The organism is Massilia sp. CFBP9026, assembly GCF_034045165.1.
GTDB lineage: Bacteria > Pseudomonadota > Gammaproteobacteria > Burkholderiales > Burkholderiaceae_D > Telluria > Telluria arenae.
Genome location: NZ_JAXCWH010000001.1, coordinates 315,822 through 333,303 on the forward strand (window position 1 = coordinate 315,822; position 17,482 = coordinate 333,303).

12 protein-coding genes are annotated in these 17,482 nt (G+C 68.0%); 1 reads left to right on the forward strand and 11 read right to left on the reverse strand.

What is annotated here, in order from left to right; all coding sequences use genetic code 11:
* Positions 1–276: 276 nt before the first annotated feature.
* Positions 277–603 (reverse strand): hypothetical protein, encoded by a 327-nt coding sequence (locus SOM28_RS01325; protein WP_320466919.1) that lies wholly within the window; start codon positions 601–603, stop codon positions 277–279.
* A 311-nt stretch (positions 604–914) separates the two neighbouring features.
* On the opposite strand from SOM28_RS01325, the gene SOM28_RS01330 reads away from it, so the two are divergent.
* Positions 915–3,170, forward strand: a complete 2,256-nt coding sequence (locus SOM28_RS01330; RefSeq protein WP_320466920.1) for an ATP-binding protein — start codon at positions 915–917, stop codon at positions 3,168–3,170.
* A 17-nt stretch (positions 3,171–3,187) separates the two neighbouring features.
* On the opposite strand, the gene SOM28_RS01335 is transcribed toward SOM28_RS01330, so the two are convergent.
* The 10 genes from SOM28_RS01335 to SOM28_RS01380 all read right to left on the reverse strand — a co-directional run bounded on the left by SOM28_RS01335 (position 3,188) and on the right by SOM28_RS01380 (position 17,450).
* The gene (locus SOM28_RS01335) at positions 3,188–3,553 is read right to left on the reverse strand and encodes a VOC family protein (protein ID WP_320466921.1); all 366 of its coding nucleotides are present in this window, start codon (positions 3,551–3,553) and stop codon (positions 3,188–3,190) included.
* A 50-nt stretch (positions 3,554–3,603) separates the two neighbouring features.
* A complete protein-coding gene (locus tag SOM28_RS01340) occupies positions 3,604–3,975 on the reverse strand; it encodes a response regulator transcription factor (RefSeq protein ID WP_320466922.1) in 372 nt (123 codons plus the stop codon).
* Positions 3,972–5,546: a sensor histidine kinase gene (locus SOM28_RS01345; protein ID WP_320466923.1), complete on the reverse strand. Its 1,575-nt coding sequence runs from the start codon at positions 5,544–5,546 to the stop codon at positions 3,972–3,974. Before SOM28_RS01345 ends, SOM28_RS01340 begins: the two co-directional genes overlap by 4 nt.
* A 44-nt stretch (positions 5,547–5,590) precedes the next feature.
* On the reverse strand, positions 5,591–6,238 hold the full coding sequence (locus tag SOM28_RS01350; protein WP_320466924.1) for a response regulator: 648 nt from the start codon (positions 6,236–6,238) through the stop codon (positions 5,591–5,593).
* A gap of 129 nt (positions 6,239–6,367) precedes the next feature.
* Positions 6,368–7,960, reverse strand: a complete 1,593-nt coding sequence (locus tag SOM28_RS01355; RefSeq protein WP_320466925.1) for a sensor histidine kinase — start codon at positions 7,958–7,960, stop codon at positions 6,368–6,370.
* A gap of 15 nt (positions 7,961–7,975) precedes the next feature.
* Entirely contained in the window at positions 7,976–8,635 is a 660-nt protein-coding gene (locus tag SOM28_RS01360; RefSeq protein ID WP_123068787.1) for a response regulator, read from the reverse strand.
* 254 nt (positions 8,636–8,889) lie between these two features.
* Complete coding sequence (locus tag SOM28_RS01365; RefSeq protein ID WP_320466926.1) at positions 8,890–10,560, reverse strand: DUF7507 domain-containing protein; 1,671 nt, start codon at positions 10,558–10,560, stop codon at positions 8,890–8,892.
* 19 nt (positions 10,561–10,579) lie between these two features.
* Positions 10,580–15,424 carry an SdrD B-like domain-containing protein gene (locus SOM28_RS01370; RefSeq protein ID WP_320466927.1) on the reverse strand — a complete coding sequence of 1,615 codons (4,845 nt, stop codon included), beginning with the start codon at positions 15,422–15,424 and terminating at the stop codon, positions 10,580–10,582.
* Positions 15,425–15,495: 71 nt separating this feature from the next.
* Positions 15,496–16,809 (reverse strand): NEW3 domain-containing protein, encoded by a 1,314-nt coding sequence (locus SOM28_RS01375; protein ID WP_123068790.1) that lies wholly within the window; start codon positions 16,807–16,809, stop codon positions 15,496–15,498.
* Positions 16,810–16,937: 128 nt separating this feature from the next.
* Positions 16,938–17,450, reverse strand: coding sequence for a hypothetical protein (locus SOM28_RS01380; RefSeq protein WP_320466928.1), 513 nt, complete (start codon positions 17,448–17,450; stop codon positions 16,938–16,940).
* Between the last annotated feature and the right edge of the window lie 32 nt (positions 17,451–17,482).

Consider the following 17,482-nt stretch of genomic DNA (forward strand, 5'->3'; position numbering starts at 1 on the left):
TGAGGCGTGCGGCGGCCGCGTCCCGCCATGGGCGGGACGCGGCAACGCCGCTGGTTGATGCAACGGCGTTGCGAATTCAGGCGTGCGCTGGCCGGAAGATCGAGCGCGGGCACGCACGGCCGATGCCGGCGTGCGGATGGATGACGATGTTCATGGTGCGGCGAGGACCCGGTGCATGGCCGTGGCCCGTCAGCGACGGGTCAGGCCGAAACGAGAGGACGCACGGGCGCGACTGGAGAATCCAGGCGCCGGGCGGACTTCAGGTACAGCGACGGATCAGGCGAAGGGAGGAGCGCGCGAGCGGAAGGCCAGCGCGGGCGCGGCTTCGATGCCGCGCGTGGGGACGGCGTGGTGAACGACGGCGGCCGGATCGGCCGGTTGCAGATGGAAGGTGGATGCAGGCAGGGCGGCCGCGAACTGGGCCGCGGCGACGCACAGTTCGCAGGCGTGAGCCGCGAATTCCTGGGTGTCGCTGCTCAGTTCCTGGGCTGCTGCTGCCGCGATCGTCGCGGCGGGCGCCAGGTGGCTGACGGCGTGCGATAGCGAAGCCTGCTGGGTGAACAGCAGGAACAGCATCAGCAATAGTGATAGCGGTCGACGCACGGTCCGGATCAGCCTTGGCGCAAAGCCCTTGAAAGATGGTCGCAAACAGGGTGCGACGAAAAGGGCTTGCAGTATAAACCAGGGTAGACGGAAGGGTTTATATTTTTTTGCAAGCCAGAATGAAAACAAGGCTGTTTACCTGTGGCGGACAGGCCACGCAAGTTATTGAACAGCCGGTTCTGCAGTTCTCGCAGGGCAACTATTCACGTAAAATCGGTAAGTTACATACTTCATATGAACGCTCGTTGATGCGTATGCCAACTGTCCGGAATCTGCCGCGCATCCTGCTTCCCCGTGGACTGGCAGGCTATATGGCGCTCGCAACTTCCATCCTGTGCGCGGTCCTTACCATCATCCTGGTCGCCCTGGTCCAGAACCAGGCGCGCGACCACGTGCGCGAAAGCATCGGCTTCGGCCTGGGCGAGCTGGCCCAGCAGGCCGCGGACAAGCTCGACCGCGGCATGTACGAACGCTACCGGGAAGTCAATCTGCTGGCGCGCCGCATCGGCGACCTGGGGCCGCATGCAACCTTGGAATCGCAGCGCCGCATGCTCGACGATGCCCACCGCAGCTATGGTTACTACAGCTGGATGGGCATCGCCACCGTGGACGGCAAGGTCCAGGCGGCGGCGCGCGGCTTGCTCGAAGGCGCCAGCGTCGCGGCCCGGCCGTGGTTCACCAACGCCCTGGCCGGTATCCACATCGGCGACGTGCACGAGGCGCTGCTGCTGGCCAAGCTATTGCCGTCGGTGAACGGCGAGCCGCAGCGCTTCGTCGACGTCGCGTTTCCGATCGAGGCTCCCGACGGTCAGCCGCGCGCGGTGCTGGGCGCCCACCTGTCGTGGCAGTGGGCGCACGACGTCGAGCGCTCGGTGATCGAGCCGATTCAGGAGGGGCGGCAGGTGGACGCCCTAATCGTCGATACCAAGGGCCTGGTCCTGCTCGGACCGCCCGGCCTGCAGGGCACCACCGTCGATACCGCCAGCCTGCGCCGCGCGCGGGACGAGCGCGGCATCGGCTACGTGCTGGAGCGCTGGAGCGACGGCAAGGAATACCTGGTCGGCTACAGCCAGACCGACGGCTATGCCGACTATCCGGGCCTGGGCTGGACCGTGCTGTTGCGCCAGGAGGCGGGCAATGCCTATGCGCCGGTGCAGCGGCTTGGCCAGTATGCGCTGTGGACCGGCGTGGGCCTGGCGGTGCTGTTCTCGATCGCCGGCGTGCTGGTGGCGAACTGGATCACCCATCCGATCAAGAACCTGCAGGCCTACGCCGACCGCATCCACCGCGGCAGCGCCGCGCCGCTGGTGCCGGACGAGCGGTCCTACGACGAGGTGCGCAGCCTGGCCAGCGCCCTGAACACGCTGCTGGCCGACCTGGTGCGGCGCGGGCGCGAGCTGGAAGACCTGAATCGCACGCTGGAACAGCGGGTGAGCGACCGCACCCAGGAGCTGGCGAGCGCGCTGGCCATCGTCCAGCAGAACGCGCAGCACATCAATACCATCATCGAGACCGCCCACGATGCCTTCATCGGCATGGACCTGGACGGCATGGTCACCGACTGGAATACCCAGGCCGAGCGCATGTTCGGCTGGCGCCGCCACGAGGCGATCGGCCGTCCGCTGTCCGACCTGACCCTGCCGCCGCGCTATCACGACTCGCTGCGGCGAGCCATCGTCGAGTTCCGCACCACCGGCCATACGGGCGCCCTGAACCGGCGCGTCGAGCGCATCGTGCGCACGCGCCAGGGCGAGGAGTTCGCGATCGAGATGACGGCCGGCATCGCCGGCATCGGCGAGCGCAGCTTCTTTTCCATCTTCCTGCACGATATCTCGCTCAGGAAGCGCGTCGACCAGATGAAGAACGAGCTGGTGGCCACCGTGTCGCACGAGCTGCGCACGCCCCTGACCTCGATGCGCGCCTCTCTGTCGCTATTGAAGAGCGGCGCGGCCGGGCCGATCGACGGCGAGGTCGGGGAACTGGTCGAGATCGCGCACCGCCACTGCGAGCGCCTGGTGCGCCTGGTAAGCGATATGCTGGACGTGGAAAAGATCGAATCGGGGCGCCTGTCGGCCGCTCCCAGGCCGCAGCCCCTGATGCCGATCGTGGACGATGCGCTGGGTGCGATGCGGGTCCAGGCCCAGGATGCGCAGGTCGAGCTGCGCAGCGCCTGTGAAGCGGGCCTGGAACGGTTGCCGGTCGAGGTCGACCGCGACCGCATCACCCAGGTCCTGATGAATCTGCTGTCGAATGCGCTCAAGTATTCGCCGCCCCAGGGCGCAATCGAGGTGATGCTGGTGCGCGGCAGCCGCGGCCTGCGCATCACCGTGGCCGACCGCGGGCCGGGCATCCCGCCCGCATTCCGCGCGCGCATTTTCCAGCGCTTCTCCCAGGCCGACGCGGCCTCGGACCGCAAGACCAGTTCCGGACTGGGGCTGGCGATCAGCCGCCAGATCATGGTCGAGCATGGCGGAGAGTTGTCGTTCGAGGACCGCGAGGGCGGCGGCACCTGCTTCCATGTCGACCTGCCGCTGACGGCGGCTGCGCAGCGCGCGCTCGCGGCCTGAGCGGTTCAGCCGGAGTCTTAGCCGGGTTCCTGGTCGGCCGTCCACACGGCCAGTTCGTAGCCGTCGGGGTCGACGAAATGGAAGCGCCGGCCGCCGGGGAAAGAGAAAGTCTCCTTGCTGATGCGGGCGCCGGCGTCGACGACGCGGCGCAGGGTCGCTTCCAGCTCGTTCGAATACAGGATCACCAGCGGGCCGCCGGCGCGCACCGGCCCGTCGGTCGTGAAGCCGCCGGCCAGGCGGCCGTCGCGGAATTCGGTATAGCCGGGGCCATAGTCGACGAAGGTCCAGCCGAACACCTGGCCATAGAAGGCCTTGCTGCGCGCGATGTCGGCGACGTTGAATTCGATGTTGTCGATCTGGTGGTGATGGCCTTGCGTGCTCACTGTCGTCTCCAGGCGTGATATGGAGACGTCATGATACGTCAATACGTGACTCAGCCGTCCAGCAATCCCGCCGCCGCCTCCGCCAGCGCCTCGGGGCTGAAGGGCTTGACCATGTAATGATCGGCCCCCGCGGCCAGGCCGGCCGCGACGTCGCTCTGCTGGCCGCAGGCAGACAGCAGCATGATCTTCATGCCTGCAGTCGCCGGTGCGTCCTTTAGCTTGCGGCACAGTTGCAGGCCGCTGATGGCTTCGCCCAGCCACACGTCCAGTATCAGGAGGTCGGGCACGGCTTGCGCCAGCTGGGCCAGCGCGGCTTCGGCGCTGGAGGCCTGGGCCACCTCGCCCAGCGAACGCAGGGTCAGGCGGATCAGCAGGCGCAGGTCGGGCTGGTCGTCGACGACGAGGATGCGGCGTGTCGTCAAGAGGCCTCCGGATCGGCGGGCACGCCGTCGCGCGGCAGCCAGAAGGTCACCTGGGTGCCGTCCCCCGGATGCGAAACGATTTCCACCTTGCCGCAGTGGACGGCCACGATCTCGCGCACGATGGTCATGCCCAGGCCGTTGCCCGGCACGTCGGGCAGGGCGCCGGCGCGCCAGAAGGCGTCGTAGACCTGGGTCCGCTGCTCTTGTGTCATGCCGACGCCGCGGTCGCTGACGGTCACGGCGACGCCCGCACGGCCGTCGCGCGCCGCAGCAGCGATGCCGATCTCGACCTGGCTGTCCGGCGCCGAATAGGCCAGGGCGTTGGCCACGATATTGGCCAGCGCCTGCGGCACGCGCTGCGGGTCGGCCAGGACCTGCGGCAGGTCCGGGGCCGGGCGCAGCACGAGGCGGGCCGACTGCGCCGGGTCCTCGATCCCGGCTTTCACCTTCTCCACCACCTGGGCCAGGTCGAGCGGCGCCGGGTGCAACTGGTCCGAACCGCCGGAATCGATGCGCGCCAGGTCGAGCATCTGGTTCACCAGGCCGATCAGGCGATTGGCCTGGCGGTGGATGATGTCGATCAGCTCGCGCCCGGTGGCGGCGTCGAAGTCGCGCTTGAGCAGCAATTCCGAAAAGCCCAGGATGCTGGCCATCGGCGTGCGCAGCTCGTGGCTGGCGGTGCGGAAGTAATCGTGGCGGCGCCGGTTGGCGGCGCGCACCCGTTCCTGCTCGGCGCGGTGCCAGGCCACGTCGCGCACCGTCGCCACCAGGTAGTCACGGCCGTCGAGCGTCATCCCGGCGATCGAGACCTCGGCCGCGAAGGTGCTGCCATCCGCGCGCCGGCCGGTGCCTTCGTGGCGCGCCACCGCCTTCGGGGCGATTCCGATCAGGGCGCTGGACGCCTGGCCGGCCAGCACCTGGCAGGGAGCGCCGAACATGCGCTCGGCGGCCGGGTTGCAGGACTGGATCGTGCCGGCCGCGTCGAACAGCAGCACGCCATCCGGCAGGTGGTCGAGCAGGGCGCGCACGGTCGCCGCGTTGCGCCGCTCGCGTTCGACCGCGGCCCGCAGTTCGAGAGCGGCAACCTCGCCCGCGACGATGCCGGCCAGGTCGCGCAGCAGGGTGCGTTCTTCCGGGCCGAATTCGCGCGGCACGCGGTCGATGATGCACAGGGTGCCGATGCGGGTGCCGTCGCCGACCTCGATCGGCGAGCCGGCGTAGAAGCGGATGCCGGCATCGCCCAGGACCAGCGGATTGTTCGCGAAGCGGGCGTCTTCGCAGGCATCGCGCACCACCATCACGTCGTCCTGCAGGATGGCGTGGGCGCAGAACGAGGTCGAGCGTGGTGTTTCCGGCAGCGCCAGGCCGACCCGTGACTTGAACCACTGGCGGTCGGCGTCGATCAGGCTGACCAGGGCGGTGGGCACGTCGAACATGCGCGCCGCCAGCCGCGTGATGCGGTCGAAGCGTTCGTCGGGAGGCGAATCCAGGAGCTCGAGGTCGATCAGGACCTGCAAGCGGCGCGCCTCGTCGGCGGGCAGCGGGGCGGCAGTGTGGAGTGTCTCGTTCATTATCATTGGTATGCGTTGGCGTGCGTTGGCGACTCTGGCCCGGTTCAGGATGCCGCCGGCAGCCGCGACGTGACCGCCGCGCGCAGGGCCGCGAGCGGGGCCGGCTTGGTGAGATACGCGACGTCCTCCGGCAGACCCATGGCCAGCACCATCGGCTTGTCCATGCCGCTGACGACGACCAGCGGCAGGCTGGCGGTGGCCGGGTTGTTGCGCAGGGTGCGGATCATGCCGAAGCCGTCCATGCCCGGCATGTGCAGGTCGCTCACCAGGATGTCGGGCCGCGCCTCGCCGATCCGGATCAACGCCTCGATGCCGTTGCTGGCCTTGCGCACCGCGAGGTCCAGGCCCCAGGTGGAGATCTCCAGCTCGTACAGGCGCAGCAGCATGGCGTCGTCGTCGACGATCAGGACGCTGCGCGCGCAGGCGGTCGGCGCGATCGGGCGCGTAGCAGGGATCGGACGGGGCACGCCGGCCAGGGCGGTGCGGCGTTCGGACAGCAGGCGCTCGACCGAGTCGACGGCGATGCGGCGATGGCCGCCCGCCGTCTTCCAGGCCTGCAGCGTGCCGTTCTCGACCCACATCTGCACCGTGCGGTGCGATACGCCGATCCGGTCGGCGGCCTGCCTGGTGGTGCAAAAGGCGGCCCGGTCGAATGAACGTCCTTCGGTGACTTGCTGATCGGCGGTTTTCATATTTACTGATTTTACTGTTTCACATTTGCCTGTCAAGGGCAAACCACAGGTAGATCAAATTACCGCTGAGCAAATGACTGTAACGCAGTACTGGTGTGGTGCGGGCGGTACACCGGCCCTCCGGGATGGTTATCCGGGGCCTTCGTCGGTGATGGCAGGGGGCAGATAAAGTGTGACTTCCGTGCCCACGCCCAGCTGCGATTCGAGGGTGATCTGGCCGCCGTGGAGGTCGACGATTTCCTTCAGGATGGTCATGCCAAGGCCGCTGCCGGGCACGCTGGAATCGCGGTCGACGCGGTAGAAGGCGTCGAATACCTGGGCCTGCTGCTGCGGCGTCATGCCCAGCCCCTGGTCGCGCACCCGGACCGCGACCATGAGCCGCCCGTCGCGCCGCTCCAGGCGCGCCTGGAGCGTGATCGGTGTGCCGGGGGCCGAGTATTTGATGCTGTTGCTGACGATATTGGTCAGCGCCTGCTGCATCTTTTGCGCGTCGGCCGCCAGCGGCGGCAGGTCGGGCGAAAGGTCGGTGCGCACGCGGTGCGACTGGCCCAGGCCTTCCAGGCAGGCCAGGGTCTGTTCCACCAGCGGAGGCAGGGCGACCGCGGCGAGCTTGAGTTCGGCGGCGCCGCCGGCCTCGATGCGCGCCAGGTCGAGCATCTGGTTGACCAGGTCGACCAGGCGGCCCGATTCGCGGTGGATGATCTCGACCAGCTCGCGCTGGGTGGCGGGATCGAAGTCGCGCTTGAGCAGCAGCTCTGAAAATCCCAGCACGCTCGACATCGGGGTGCGCAGCTCATGGGTGGCGGTGGCGAAATGGTGGCGCCGCCGCGCGTCGGTGGCGCGCGCGCGTTCTTCCTGGGCGCGGCGCTCGGTGATGTCGCGCACGGTGACGGCGAACTTGGGCCGCGCGGCCCAGGCCATGCGGCAGTACGAGAATTCGACCGGGAAGCGGCTGCCGTCCAGGCGCCGCGCGCCCGTCTCGTAGGGGCAGCCCTCGACCAGCAGGCCGGCGCGGCGCCGGGCCACCAGGTCTTCGTCCAGCAGCTCGCCCAGCGGACGGCCGGCCAGCATGGCGCCGCTGGCGCCGAAGATCTTTTCGGCGGCCGGATTGGCGGCCACGATCACGCCGTGCACGTTGAGCATCAGGATCCCGTCCGGCAGGTGGGCCACCAGGGCCTTTTCCCAGCCCTCGGGTGCGGGGCGGCCTGCCGGCCGCGCACGCAGCTCGTCGCCGGCGATCGCCGCCAGGTCGCGCAAGGTCGCCATCTGGCCCTGGTCGAACTGGCGCACCTGGCTGTCGATCACGCACAGGGCGCCGACCCGGCTGCCGTCAGGCGCGGCCAGCGGAATGCCGGCATAGAAGCGCACGCGCGGCTCGCCCAGCACGAACGGATTGGCGGCGAAGCGCGGGTCTTGCCTCGCATCTTCGATCACCAGGCCTTCGGGGTGCTGGATGGTATGGGTGCAGAACGAGGTGGCGCGCGACGTTTCGTGCAGGTCGATGCCGACCCGCGACTTGAACCACTGGCGCTCGGCGTCGACCAGGGCGACCAGCGAGATCGGCACGCCGAGCAGGCGGCAGGCGAGGCGGGTGATGCGGTCGAAGCGTTCTTCGGGAGGGGTGTCGAGCAGTTGCAGCTCGTGCAGTGCCCGGACGCGCGCGGCGTCGGGCTGGGGATCGGGCAAGGCGGTACGAACGATCTTGTGCGGCTCGTGTCGCATTCTTCTCAGTCCTGGTTAGGTCTCCATGGCTCCGTCGCCCGCGCCCAGGATCTGTTCTACCTTGGCGCGCAGTTCGGGGAAACGCACCGGTTTGGAGAACACCGGTATGTCGGACGGCAAGCCCATCGAGGCGATCGTTGCCCGGTCCAGCCCGCTGATGACGATGATCGCCATCTTGCCATAACGCGGATCGGCACGTAGCGTACGTACCATGCGGAAACCATCCATGCCCGGCATGTTCAAGTCGCTGATCAACAGGTCGGGCTTGGCTTCGCCGATCCGGATCAGGGCGTCGAAACCGTCGCGCGCCTTGATCAGCTCGGCATCCAGGCCCCAGCCGGAAATTTCCAGCTCGTACAGGCGCAGCAGGGTGGCGTCGTCGTCGGCCATCACGATGCGGCGCGCTGACGAGGGCGCGGCCGCTGCGGCCGGCTGGCTGGCGGCCGCGCCGCCCGCCACCGCCTGATTGCGCTGCGCCACCAGGCGGTGCACTGAGGTGAGCAGGATGCGGCGGTGGCCGCCCGCCGTCTTCCACGCCTGCAGCACGCCGCCCTCGACCCACAATTGCACGGTGCGGTGCGAGACGCCGAGCAGGCTCGCGGCCTCCTTGGTCGAACAGACTTCCGAGGAAGCGGGATCTGGCTGCGCCGGCGATGGACTGCTGTGCGATTTCATGGATTCAAGTGTGCATAGGGTTAAACGCCCCGCCGGCATGGGCCGGCAAAAACGCGCGGCGCACGCTTGCCGGATTGGCGCAAGGGTGCGACGGAGCATGATACAGGCTGCCAGCATGCGCAACAAATACGCATGGGCAAGTCAACAATCTATCAAATTCTCACAATTTGCGATAGTGAAACTCGATAATTCGTTTCTTTATTGTAACTTGCGGTGGCTGACTTATGCAGCACGATTGAATTCCGTGACCAGCCCTACTGGACCTTGACCGACACGCTGACGCTGCCTGTCGCGCCGGGCGCCAGCGTCCCCGTGACGCCCCATTCGACCTTGCCGGTGGCGCCGACCTCCGGCTTGCTCGCCACGCTGCACGACAAGCCCGCCGGCATCGATCCGCAGTTGCTGTCCACATAGGTGGTGTAGGCCGGGGTCGGATCGCTGACCTTCAGGTTGTTGAGCGTGGTCGTGCCGGTATTCTCGAAGGTGATCGTATAGGTGATGGTGGCGCCGGGCAGGGCGGCGGACTTGTCGGCCGCCTTGGTCAGCTTGAAATCGTCGCAGGTCTGGCAGATGCCCTCGACGGTCACCACCATCTCGCCCAGGCCGATGCCCAGCAGCTTGAGCAGCGGGTCGGCCACGCCGGACAGGACCGGCGCCAGCAGCGGCGACACGACCTTGGTCACCAGGGTCACCACCAGCGGCTGGACCACGCCCTGCAGCAGGCCCAGGCCCGGCATGTCGCGGAACTTGAGGTTGGTCACCAGGCTGTTGGCCGCATTGGTCACGAACAGCGTGCTGCTGCTGACGGTGCGGGTTTGCGGGAAGCTGCCGCTCATCGTGACGCTGGTCGAGAACGGTGCCTGGGCGCGCACGATGCTCTTGACGTCGAGCGGGATGTTGACCGAGGCCAGGCCCAGGGCCAGCGTGGCCTGCAGGTTGCCGATGTTGCCATAGTCGACGTCCGAGTCCCGGATGGTGCTCGAGCGGTTGAAGAACACGTTGTCCTCGATCTTGCCGATATACAGGTCGGCCACGCCCGGCGCCACCTGCAGGGTGACGGCCTTGCTGGCGGCGTTGACGGCCGCCAGGCTGCCCTGGCCGCGTGCGACGTCGGCATACACGTCGAGCTTGCCGATCGCGATCGAGGCGCTCTGCAGCAGGCCGATGCCGACCAGGGTGTCGGTGACCGGGGCCAGCGTGATCAGGTCGAGCTTGAGCTTGATGCGCACCGCGGCCGAATAGAAGGTCGAGCCGGTCGGGCCGCACACGTACGATGGCGGCTCGATCACCTGGGCGTACAGCTGCAGGCTGTTGACGATGCCGGCGGCGGCAAGGACGCCGCCCGAGATGCCGACCGGGACCGGGGTGGTGAGCACGTTGCGGCGGTTGTACAGCTGGATCAGGCCGGTGAACATGTCGAGCGCATTGACGGTGGTGGTGCCGAGCGAGCCGGTGTCGGCCGTGATCTTGAGCAGGTCGCCCAGGCGCACGGTGGCGCCGGCGCCGTTCAGCTGCGAGGCCAGGCCGGACAAGGCGGCGGCCAGCTGCGGCTTGGCTTCGGCCTGCGCCTCGACCGACAGCGCGTTCGCGATCTGGGCCAGCGTGATGTTGGCGCCCAGCACTTGCGAGGGGCTGGACAGGTTCAATTGCGTCTGCAGCACCTTCAGGAAGTTCAGCAGGTTCAGGTTGCCGCCGGCCAGCGCGTTCCAGTCGAGCGCGTTGAGCGAGACGCCGGTGCCGAGCAGGCCGCCCAGCAGGGGGCCGAGGAGGGCGCTCTTGTTGGTGTCGATGCTGGCCAGGCGCGGGCCGGCGGTGATGCAGGCGCCGGTGGCGTTGCATTCCGCGCGCGCCGGCAGGGCGCAAGCCAGGCACAGGATTACCAGCAGGGTACGCAGCCAGGTGAAGCTCACGAATCGCGAAGTCATGTCTTTTTCCTCGTTCTTGTTACTTGAGCAGATCGCCGGACAGCAGGCCCTGCAGGGTATTTTCGTCGAATTTCATGCGCATCCGCACATAAGCGCCTTTGGCGGTGGCGTCGGCGCCGGCCAGGTCGCGCTCGGTGAAGCCCATGAAGTTGTAGCCGGCCGAGACCCACATATTCTTCTTGAGCTGGTAGCCCGCTTCCAGGCCCGCGGCGTACTGGCGGCCGCGGGTGTCGCGGTCGAGCAGCATCTGGGCGGTGGCGCCGATATCCCAGTCCTCATTGATCTCGTGGGTCACGCGGCCGGCCACCAGGTGGCTGATGGTGCGGGTAGACAGGCCGTTCGAGCGGTCCAGTGCGACCTTGGCGGCATAGCGCGCGCTCACCACGGTATCGCGGCGCAGCTGCCAGTTGGCGTTCATCGACACCGCGTGCACGGCGCGCTTGAGGTTGGCCGGACCGTCGTCGCGTTCCAGCTTGTACTCGTACTTGGCCAGGCCGGTCACGCCAATCGATTCCAGCGCGCGGTAGGCCACGCCGCTCTGCATCAGCTCGGTCAGGCGCAGCGTGTTGCCGGCGCCTTTCGAGCGGGTCGCGGCCAGGGTGTTCTTGCCCAGGAAGGTCCAGCTTTCGTCGATCTTGTAGGCCAGGCCCAGGGTCGACAGCAGGCCGTCGCTGTCTTCGCCGTGGCGCAGTTCGAGGCGTGCGTTGCCGGTCCAGGTTGGATGGCGGCTCACTTCGATGGCGCCGGTGACGGCGATCGCTTCGTTGTCGCGGGCGCCCGAGATGACTTTCACGCGCTCGACGCTGGTGTTGGCGCGCACGCCTTCGCCCAGGGTCCACAGGTTGCGCAGGCCGAGGGCTGCCTCGGCCTGGCGCTCGCCGAGGAGGGTGCCGGCCGGGGAGGTGCCGCCGGCGCGGTATTCGGTGAACACGCGGCCGTCCTGCATGTAGTCGCTGTCGACGCCGAACACGGTGGCGCTGCGCTGCTGGCCCTGGTTCAGCGCATAGGTCGAACCCAGGCTGCTGATCAGTTCATGGCGGCCGTAGACGCGGCTGCCGCCGGCGAAGCGGTAGTCGCCGCCCAGGGCCACCATGCGGCGGCCGTTGTCGTGGATGTCCTGCTCGCCTTCCAGGAATACGCCGGCTTGCGGCAGGCCCGGGATCTGGGTGGCGATCTTGGCGCGCACGCTGGTCAGGTCCGGCTGGGCCAGCACCACGCTCTCGCCGGCCGATTCACGGGCGTGGCGCACGCCCAGCTCGACCTGCACGCCGTTGTCGAAGGTGTAGCCGCCGAACAGCTGCACGCCATTGCGCTCGGCCTCGGTTTCCAGGTCGGCGGTATGCAGGGCTTCCATGCCGAGACTGGCGCGCTCGGTGACGCGGTAGCGCACGGTGGCGCCGCCTTCGGTGCGGCCCTTCGGCAGCGACGACGATGGATTGTCGAAGTTGGCGTCGGCGCGGCCGACGAACAGGCGGCTTTCCAGCTTGCCGTCGGTGCGGGTGGCGTCGAGGCGGGCGGCGCGGCCCTTCTGGTCGGCCTTTTCCATTTGCGCGGCTTCGACGATGACCGTGGTCTTGTCGTCCGGGGTCACGCTGGCGTTCACGCTCACCAGGCGGGTCGGGGCGGCCGGGTTGCGGTCTTCCACGGCGCTGCCGCCGACTTCGACCATCTCGCCGATCTTGTACTGGGCGGCGATGCCGCCGACCCAGAAGCGCGGGTGGCCCTGGTCGACTTCATAGCTGATGCGCAGGCTGACCGGGTTCATGTCCAGGTCCAGGCTGGCGATCGGGGCGCGCAGCAGGATGCGGCCGGTCAGCGGGTCGATGTCGTACTCGGCGTAGCGCGCCAGCAGGCGGCGCGACAGCATCAGGCCGGTCTGGTTACGGTCGCGCACGACGATCTCGACGCGCTCGCTGTTGATGACCATCAGGCCGCCGCCGGTGAGGAATGGGCCCGAGGTGCCGTTGGCGGCGATCTCTTCGACCATCTGGCGGGTGGTGTCGTAGCTGGCAAACGACTCGAAGGTCAGGTTGCCGATTTCCGAATGGGTGCGCAGGCCCGTCAGGTTGCGGCTGTAGGCGCCCAGGTTGCGCGCCGGGGTCACGCCTGGCGGCACGTAGTCGCCGTACATCACGTACGAGCGGTCGCGGTCGGCGCGCAGGTAGAGGCGGCTGGTCGATTGCGCCTCGAAGCCGCGGCGCGCGTCGTCGCCGTAGGTCGGGTAGTAGGCCAGCGGATCGATGTCGCGGAACAGCTTCGGCTCGGTTTCCTTGTCCGAATCGTAGGCCATGGTCAAGAGGGTGTCTTCGCCCACCTGGCCCTTGGCGAACATGGCGGCGCGGGCGCCGGCGGCTGCGCCGTTACCGTTGCCACGCTCGGCCATGTGGCGCAGCTTGTCTTCGAAGCCGTCGAAGTCGCGCAGCGGGTTGGCGGTATTGCCGCGCACCCGGTTCAGGCTGATGGCGCCTTCGACCACGCCGGCCGCGACCAGCGGACGCAGGTCCGGCACGAAGCGCAGCGCGCCCTTGGCCTGCAGCAGGCCGCTGGCGGCCAGCAGGCGGGCTTCGCCGGCTTCTTTCGGGGCGCGCAGCGAGAACTCGGCTTTGCCTCCTTCGACGAACACCTGGTAGCCGGGTTCGCGTGGGTCGAGGTCGGTCGTGTCCCACTGGCCGGCGCTGGCGTCCAGGGTCACCGGGGTGCGCTCGACGACCGGCACGCCGTCGGCGTCTTCCAGGCTCACGTTGATCAGCACCGGCTGCTTCCCGTCGGCCGGAGCGGCTTCGGTCTGCGGCTGGATGCGCAGGCGCGCCAGCTTGCCGGGCACCACGACGCCGATGCGCTGGCTGCCGCGGGCATTGCCGAAAGCATCCTTCTGGGCGATTTCCAGCTCGTTGCGGCCCGGGCGCAGGGCCACGCCCACGTATTCGTAGACGTCGAGCTGGCGGTCGGCGACGGTGCTTTGCTGGCCGACGTGGCTGTCGTCGACTTCCACGCCGTTGACGGTGAGGGTGAAGCTGTTGCCGGCGGCGCCCTTGATGCGCACCATCGCCTGGCCGTAGGGCAGGACGGCGCCGTCTTCCAGGCCGATGAAGGCCAGCTTGTTGTCCATTTTCGCCAGGTCGAGGTCTTCGATCTTCGTGATCGCGACGGCTTTCTCGGGCACGGTCAGTGCGGAGGCGGCTTGCAGCTCGGCGCGCAGGCGCTCGGCGCGGCCGGCAATGGCGGCGCGCAGCTCGTCGCCGCAGGCGTCCAGGGCGAAATCGGCGCGCGCCAGCTCGCCGTCCTTGAGGTCGACGAAGCGGCTGCCGGCGTCGCCCGCATTGCGGTTCGACAGGATGGCCAGCTGGCTGCCGGCCGGCAGGCTGGTGGTATCGACCTTGGCCACGTGGGTGCGCGGGGTGACGCCGGCGAAGCTGTAGCGGCCTTCGGCATCGGTCTGCGCGAAGTTGCCGTCTTCCAGCCAGATGCGCACGTCGGGCACGCCCGGCTCGTCCTTGTCGCGCAGGCCGTTGGCGTTGCAGTCGGCGAACACGGTGCCCAGGATATGGCCCTTGTCGCTGAAGATGCCGGCTTCGACCTTCACCTTGGCGGCTGCCACGGTGCTGGTGAAGACCAGCGGTGCAGCGCTGGTGGCGTGGGCGCGGTTGATGCCGTCGCCCTGCAGCGCGCCGGCGCCGATGCGCACGCGGTAGCGCAGCACGCGGTTCGAGCGGCGCGGCACGTCGCCCACATTGATCACCAGCTGCGGGCCACGGTTGGCGAACTTGCCGTCGAACGGCGCGTTATCCAGGCGCATCGAGCCCGGCACGTAGCTGAAGCCGGCCGGCAGGTCGTCGATGACGGTGACGCCGGTCAGGGTCTCGTCGGCGGTATTGAACACGCGCACCGTGTAGTCCAGCACTTCGCCGACTTCGACCACGGCGCGCGAGGCGTTCTTTTGCAGATACAGGGTGCCCGGGATCGGGTCGAGCGGGACGTCGATGGTGACCACGCCGAGGGCGGCGCTGACGGTGAACTCGCCGCCGTAGGAGCCGTACAGATTGGTCTCGCGGTTGCCCGGCAGCTGGCCCGGGGAGGTCTTCGAAGGGAAGCCATAGTTGTTGGGCGCGGTGACCTTCAGGCGGTACAGGCTCGGGGCGACCAGCGGGAAGTGGTACATGCCGTTGCCGTCGGTGACGACCGTGCTCGGCATGCGGGTGACGGCGTCGACGTCGAACACGACCGCCGGGGCGCCCGGATTGCCGCCGTTGCCGGCGCCGGTGATGTCGATCAGGGTCACGGTGGCGCCGGCGACCGGCTCGTTGCTGACGCTGTCGTACACGACGCCGATCGGGTCGACCAGGATGTCGGTCGAGATGGTGCCGTTGCCGCAGCCGGCGATGCTGGCGGTGAGGGTGTCGTCGGCCATGACTTCGAGCATGCCGTCGCCCATGTCGTTCTCGTGGCCGTCTTCGTCCTGCGAGCGGTCCATGGCCATCGGGGTGATGCGGAACAGGCCGCTGTCGGCCGCCGTCTCGGCGGCCATGAATGCCTGGCGGTCGCCGGTCTTTTTCGAGGAAATGGTGACGCTGATATTGTCTACCCGGGCCGGGTCGGCGTTGCAGTCGGCCGCCGAGATCTGCACGAACAGCTGGCCGTTGGCGCGGGTGGCGCGCGCGACGGTCGAGAAGGCGGCCGAGGTGAAATAGGTGATGGTGTCGGTCTGTTGCGCGCGCACCGTGTTCGACTCGACGGCGACAGTGCCGCCGCCCGGCTGGGCGAAGCTGGCGCTGGCCTTGTTGACGATGGCGGCTCCCGCGTCGCTGCACAGCAGCAGGGTGGTGACCAGGCAGAAGAAGACGAAGTGTCGGAGCTGAGTGATCATGGCGCGGGAGTCGGAAAGAGAATTCGAAAAGCGGCGTCCGGGGACGCCGCGCTTGCTGGATGAAAGAACGCTTACGGGTTGATCTTGACGCCGAAGTTCAGCGTGTTCGACTCGTTCGGGTTCAGGTTGAAGCCGGTGGCCGACACGGTGGTGACCACACCTGCAGCGACCGGCGCCAGGATCGAACCAAGCAGGGTCTGGGCGGCGGCGCCGGTGTGGTACGTGGTGTTGGCCGGCACGTTGTCGGTGATGACCACGGCGTTGATGGTGGTCAGGCCCTTGTTGGTGGCGACGATCTGGTAGCGGATGCAGGCGCCAGGGGCGGCGGTGATCGGGTCCTTGGTGAACTCGCCTTCCGGGGTGCCGTTGCAGTCGGCGTCCAGGGCCTGGGTCTTGACCAGGTCCAGCAGCGAGTCGCCGGCGACGACGGTCACGGCTTCGTGGATGCGGTCCGAGATGGCGACGTTGGTGGTCGACTGGGCGCGGAACCAGATATCGGTGGTGCCCGGGGCGGTACCGGCGGCCGGCGTGACTTCGGCGGTGACCTTGACGTTGGCGCCGGCGGCGACGGTGGCGTTGGTGATCACCTGGCCGTTGGCGTCCTTGAACACGACGGTCCAGCCGGCCGGCAGCGGGGTGCCGCCGAAATTGACGTCGGTGCTGGCGGCCAGCGTGAAGGTGTCGGGGCTGCCGCCGGTGTTGTTCAGGTAGATGACGAACGAGGTCATGGTGCCGGCGGTGGTGAGCTTGGTCTCCATGGCCGAGGCTTCCGGACCCTGGCCGTTGCCCGGCGCGGTCGGGCCGAAGGAATTGGCGGTGAGGTCGATGAGGGCGCCGGCGCCGACGGTGGTGGTGTCGGTGCTGGTGGCGCTGACGCTGCCGTTGAAGCCGCTGGTGGCTTTCACTTGCATGGTGTTGGTGTTGCCGGTGGTCGCGCCAGCCGCCAGGGTGGCGACGGCCACGAAGCGGTAGGTGGCGCCCGGGGCCAGCTGGCCGGTGCTGGTGACCGGGGTGGCGTTGTCGGCGGCGCCGTTGCCGTCGGCGTCCAGGTAGAACACGACGCCGGTCAGGGCCAGGGCGCCGTTGTTGGTCTGGCTCAGGGCGAAGGTGTCAGGACCGTTACCGGTGTTGGTCACGCTATGGGCGAACACCACCTGGGTGCCGGCCGCGCCGCTCTTGGCGGTGCCGTTGTTGATGTTCAGGCTGGCCACTTGCTGGACGGTGGTGGTGACCACGTTCGACTGGACGGTCTTGGTGCCGGTCGAGTCGGTATAGGTGGCGCTGGCCTGGTTGGTGATCAGGGTGCCGGCGGCGGTCGGGGCCGCGTTGGCGTTGGCAACTGCCAGCAGCGAGGCTGCGGCGACGAGCGTGAGACGGGTTTTCATGGCTTCTTCCTTCTTGTCAGACGGGAAATGAATCGGGTTTGTACTGCGATTGAACCGGGTAAAAACTGGCTAAAAATATCAAAATGACAACTAAATCGATGGTATTCGGGCGTCAGGGCGGTCCTCCCTTATTTGCTTGCCAACTTGGGCGCGCTGCCGATCGAGATCACTTTCATGCGTGAGCTGACGGTGACGGCCTGGCCAGGCGCGAGGTCGCCCAGGTTCCAGCGCAGGAAGCGGTATTCGGAGGCCGGCACCCGCTCGACGACGCGCAGGCCCTTGCGCACGACTTCACGGGTGAGGGGCAGGGGAGCGAAGGTCTTGCCGTCGAGGCTGGCCTGGACCGCCTTCGGCGCCGCGCTGCCGGCCAGGTAGCTCATCGCGCCTTCGGGCACCGGCAGGGTCGCCGCCACTGCCTGGGCCACGTTCTTGCCCTGGTTCTGATAGGTGATCTGGTATTCGATGGTGTCGCCGACTTCGGCTTCGAGGGCCGGCACCAGCTTCTCGGCGCCCTTGTCCTGGGCGACGACCTGGAAGGCTTGCAAACGCACGTCGACAGCCTGGGTATCGGCCGCGAATACTTTCGTGCCTGCCAGCACGATGGTCCAGAACAGCAGGATATTCAGGATACGAATGGTCATGGAATTCCTTTGAATCGAACGGTGGGTTGGTG

What these genes read in the sequence shown, in the direction of transcription:
- SOM28_RS01345 (WP_320466923.1), bottom strand. Translation starts at nt 5,546, where the DNA reads ATGAACGAGACACTCCACACTGCCGCCCCGCTGCCCGCCGACGAGGCG.
- SOM28_RS01355 (WP_320466925.1), bottom strand. Translation starts at nt 7,960, where the DNA reads ATGCGACACGAGCCGCACAAGATCGTTCGTACCGCCTTGCCCGATCCC.
- SOM28_RS01330 (WP_320466920.1), top strand. Translation starts at nt 915, where the DNA reads ATGGCGCTCGCAACTTCCATCCTGTGCGCGGTCCTTACCATCATCCTG.
- SOM28_RS01370 (WP_320466927.1), bottom strand. Translation starts at nt 15,424, where the DNA reads ATGATCACTCAGCTCCGACACTTCGTCTTCTTCTGCCTGGTCACCACC.
- SOM28_RS01365 (WP_320466926.1), bottom strand. Translation starts at nt 10,560, where the DNA reads ATGACTTCGCGATTCGTGAGCTTCACCTGGCTGCGTACCCTGCTGGTA.
- SOM28_RS01360 (WP_123068787.1), bottom strand. Translation starts at nt 8,635, where the DNA reads ATGAAATCGCACAGCAGTCCATCGCCGGCGCAGCCAGATCCCGCTTCC.
- SOM28_RS01375 (WP_123068790.1), bottom strand. Translation starts at nt 16,809, where the DNA reads ATGAAAACCCGTCTCACGCTCGTCGCCGCAGCCTCGCTGCTGGCAGTT.
- SOM28_RS01350 (WP_320466924.1), bottom strand. Translation starts at nt 6,238, where the DNA reads ATGAAAACCGCCGATCAGCAAGTCACCGAAGGACGTTCATTCGACCGG.
- SOM28_RS01380 (WP_320466928.1), bottom strand. Translation starts at nt 17,450, where the DNA reads ATGACCATTCGTATCCTGAATATCCTGCTGTTCTGGACCATCGTGCTG.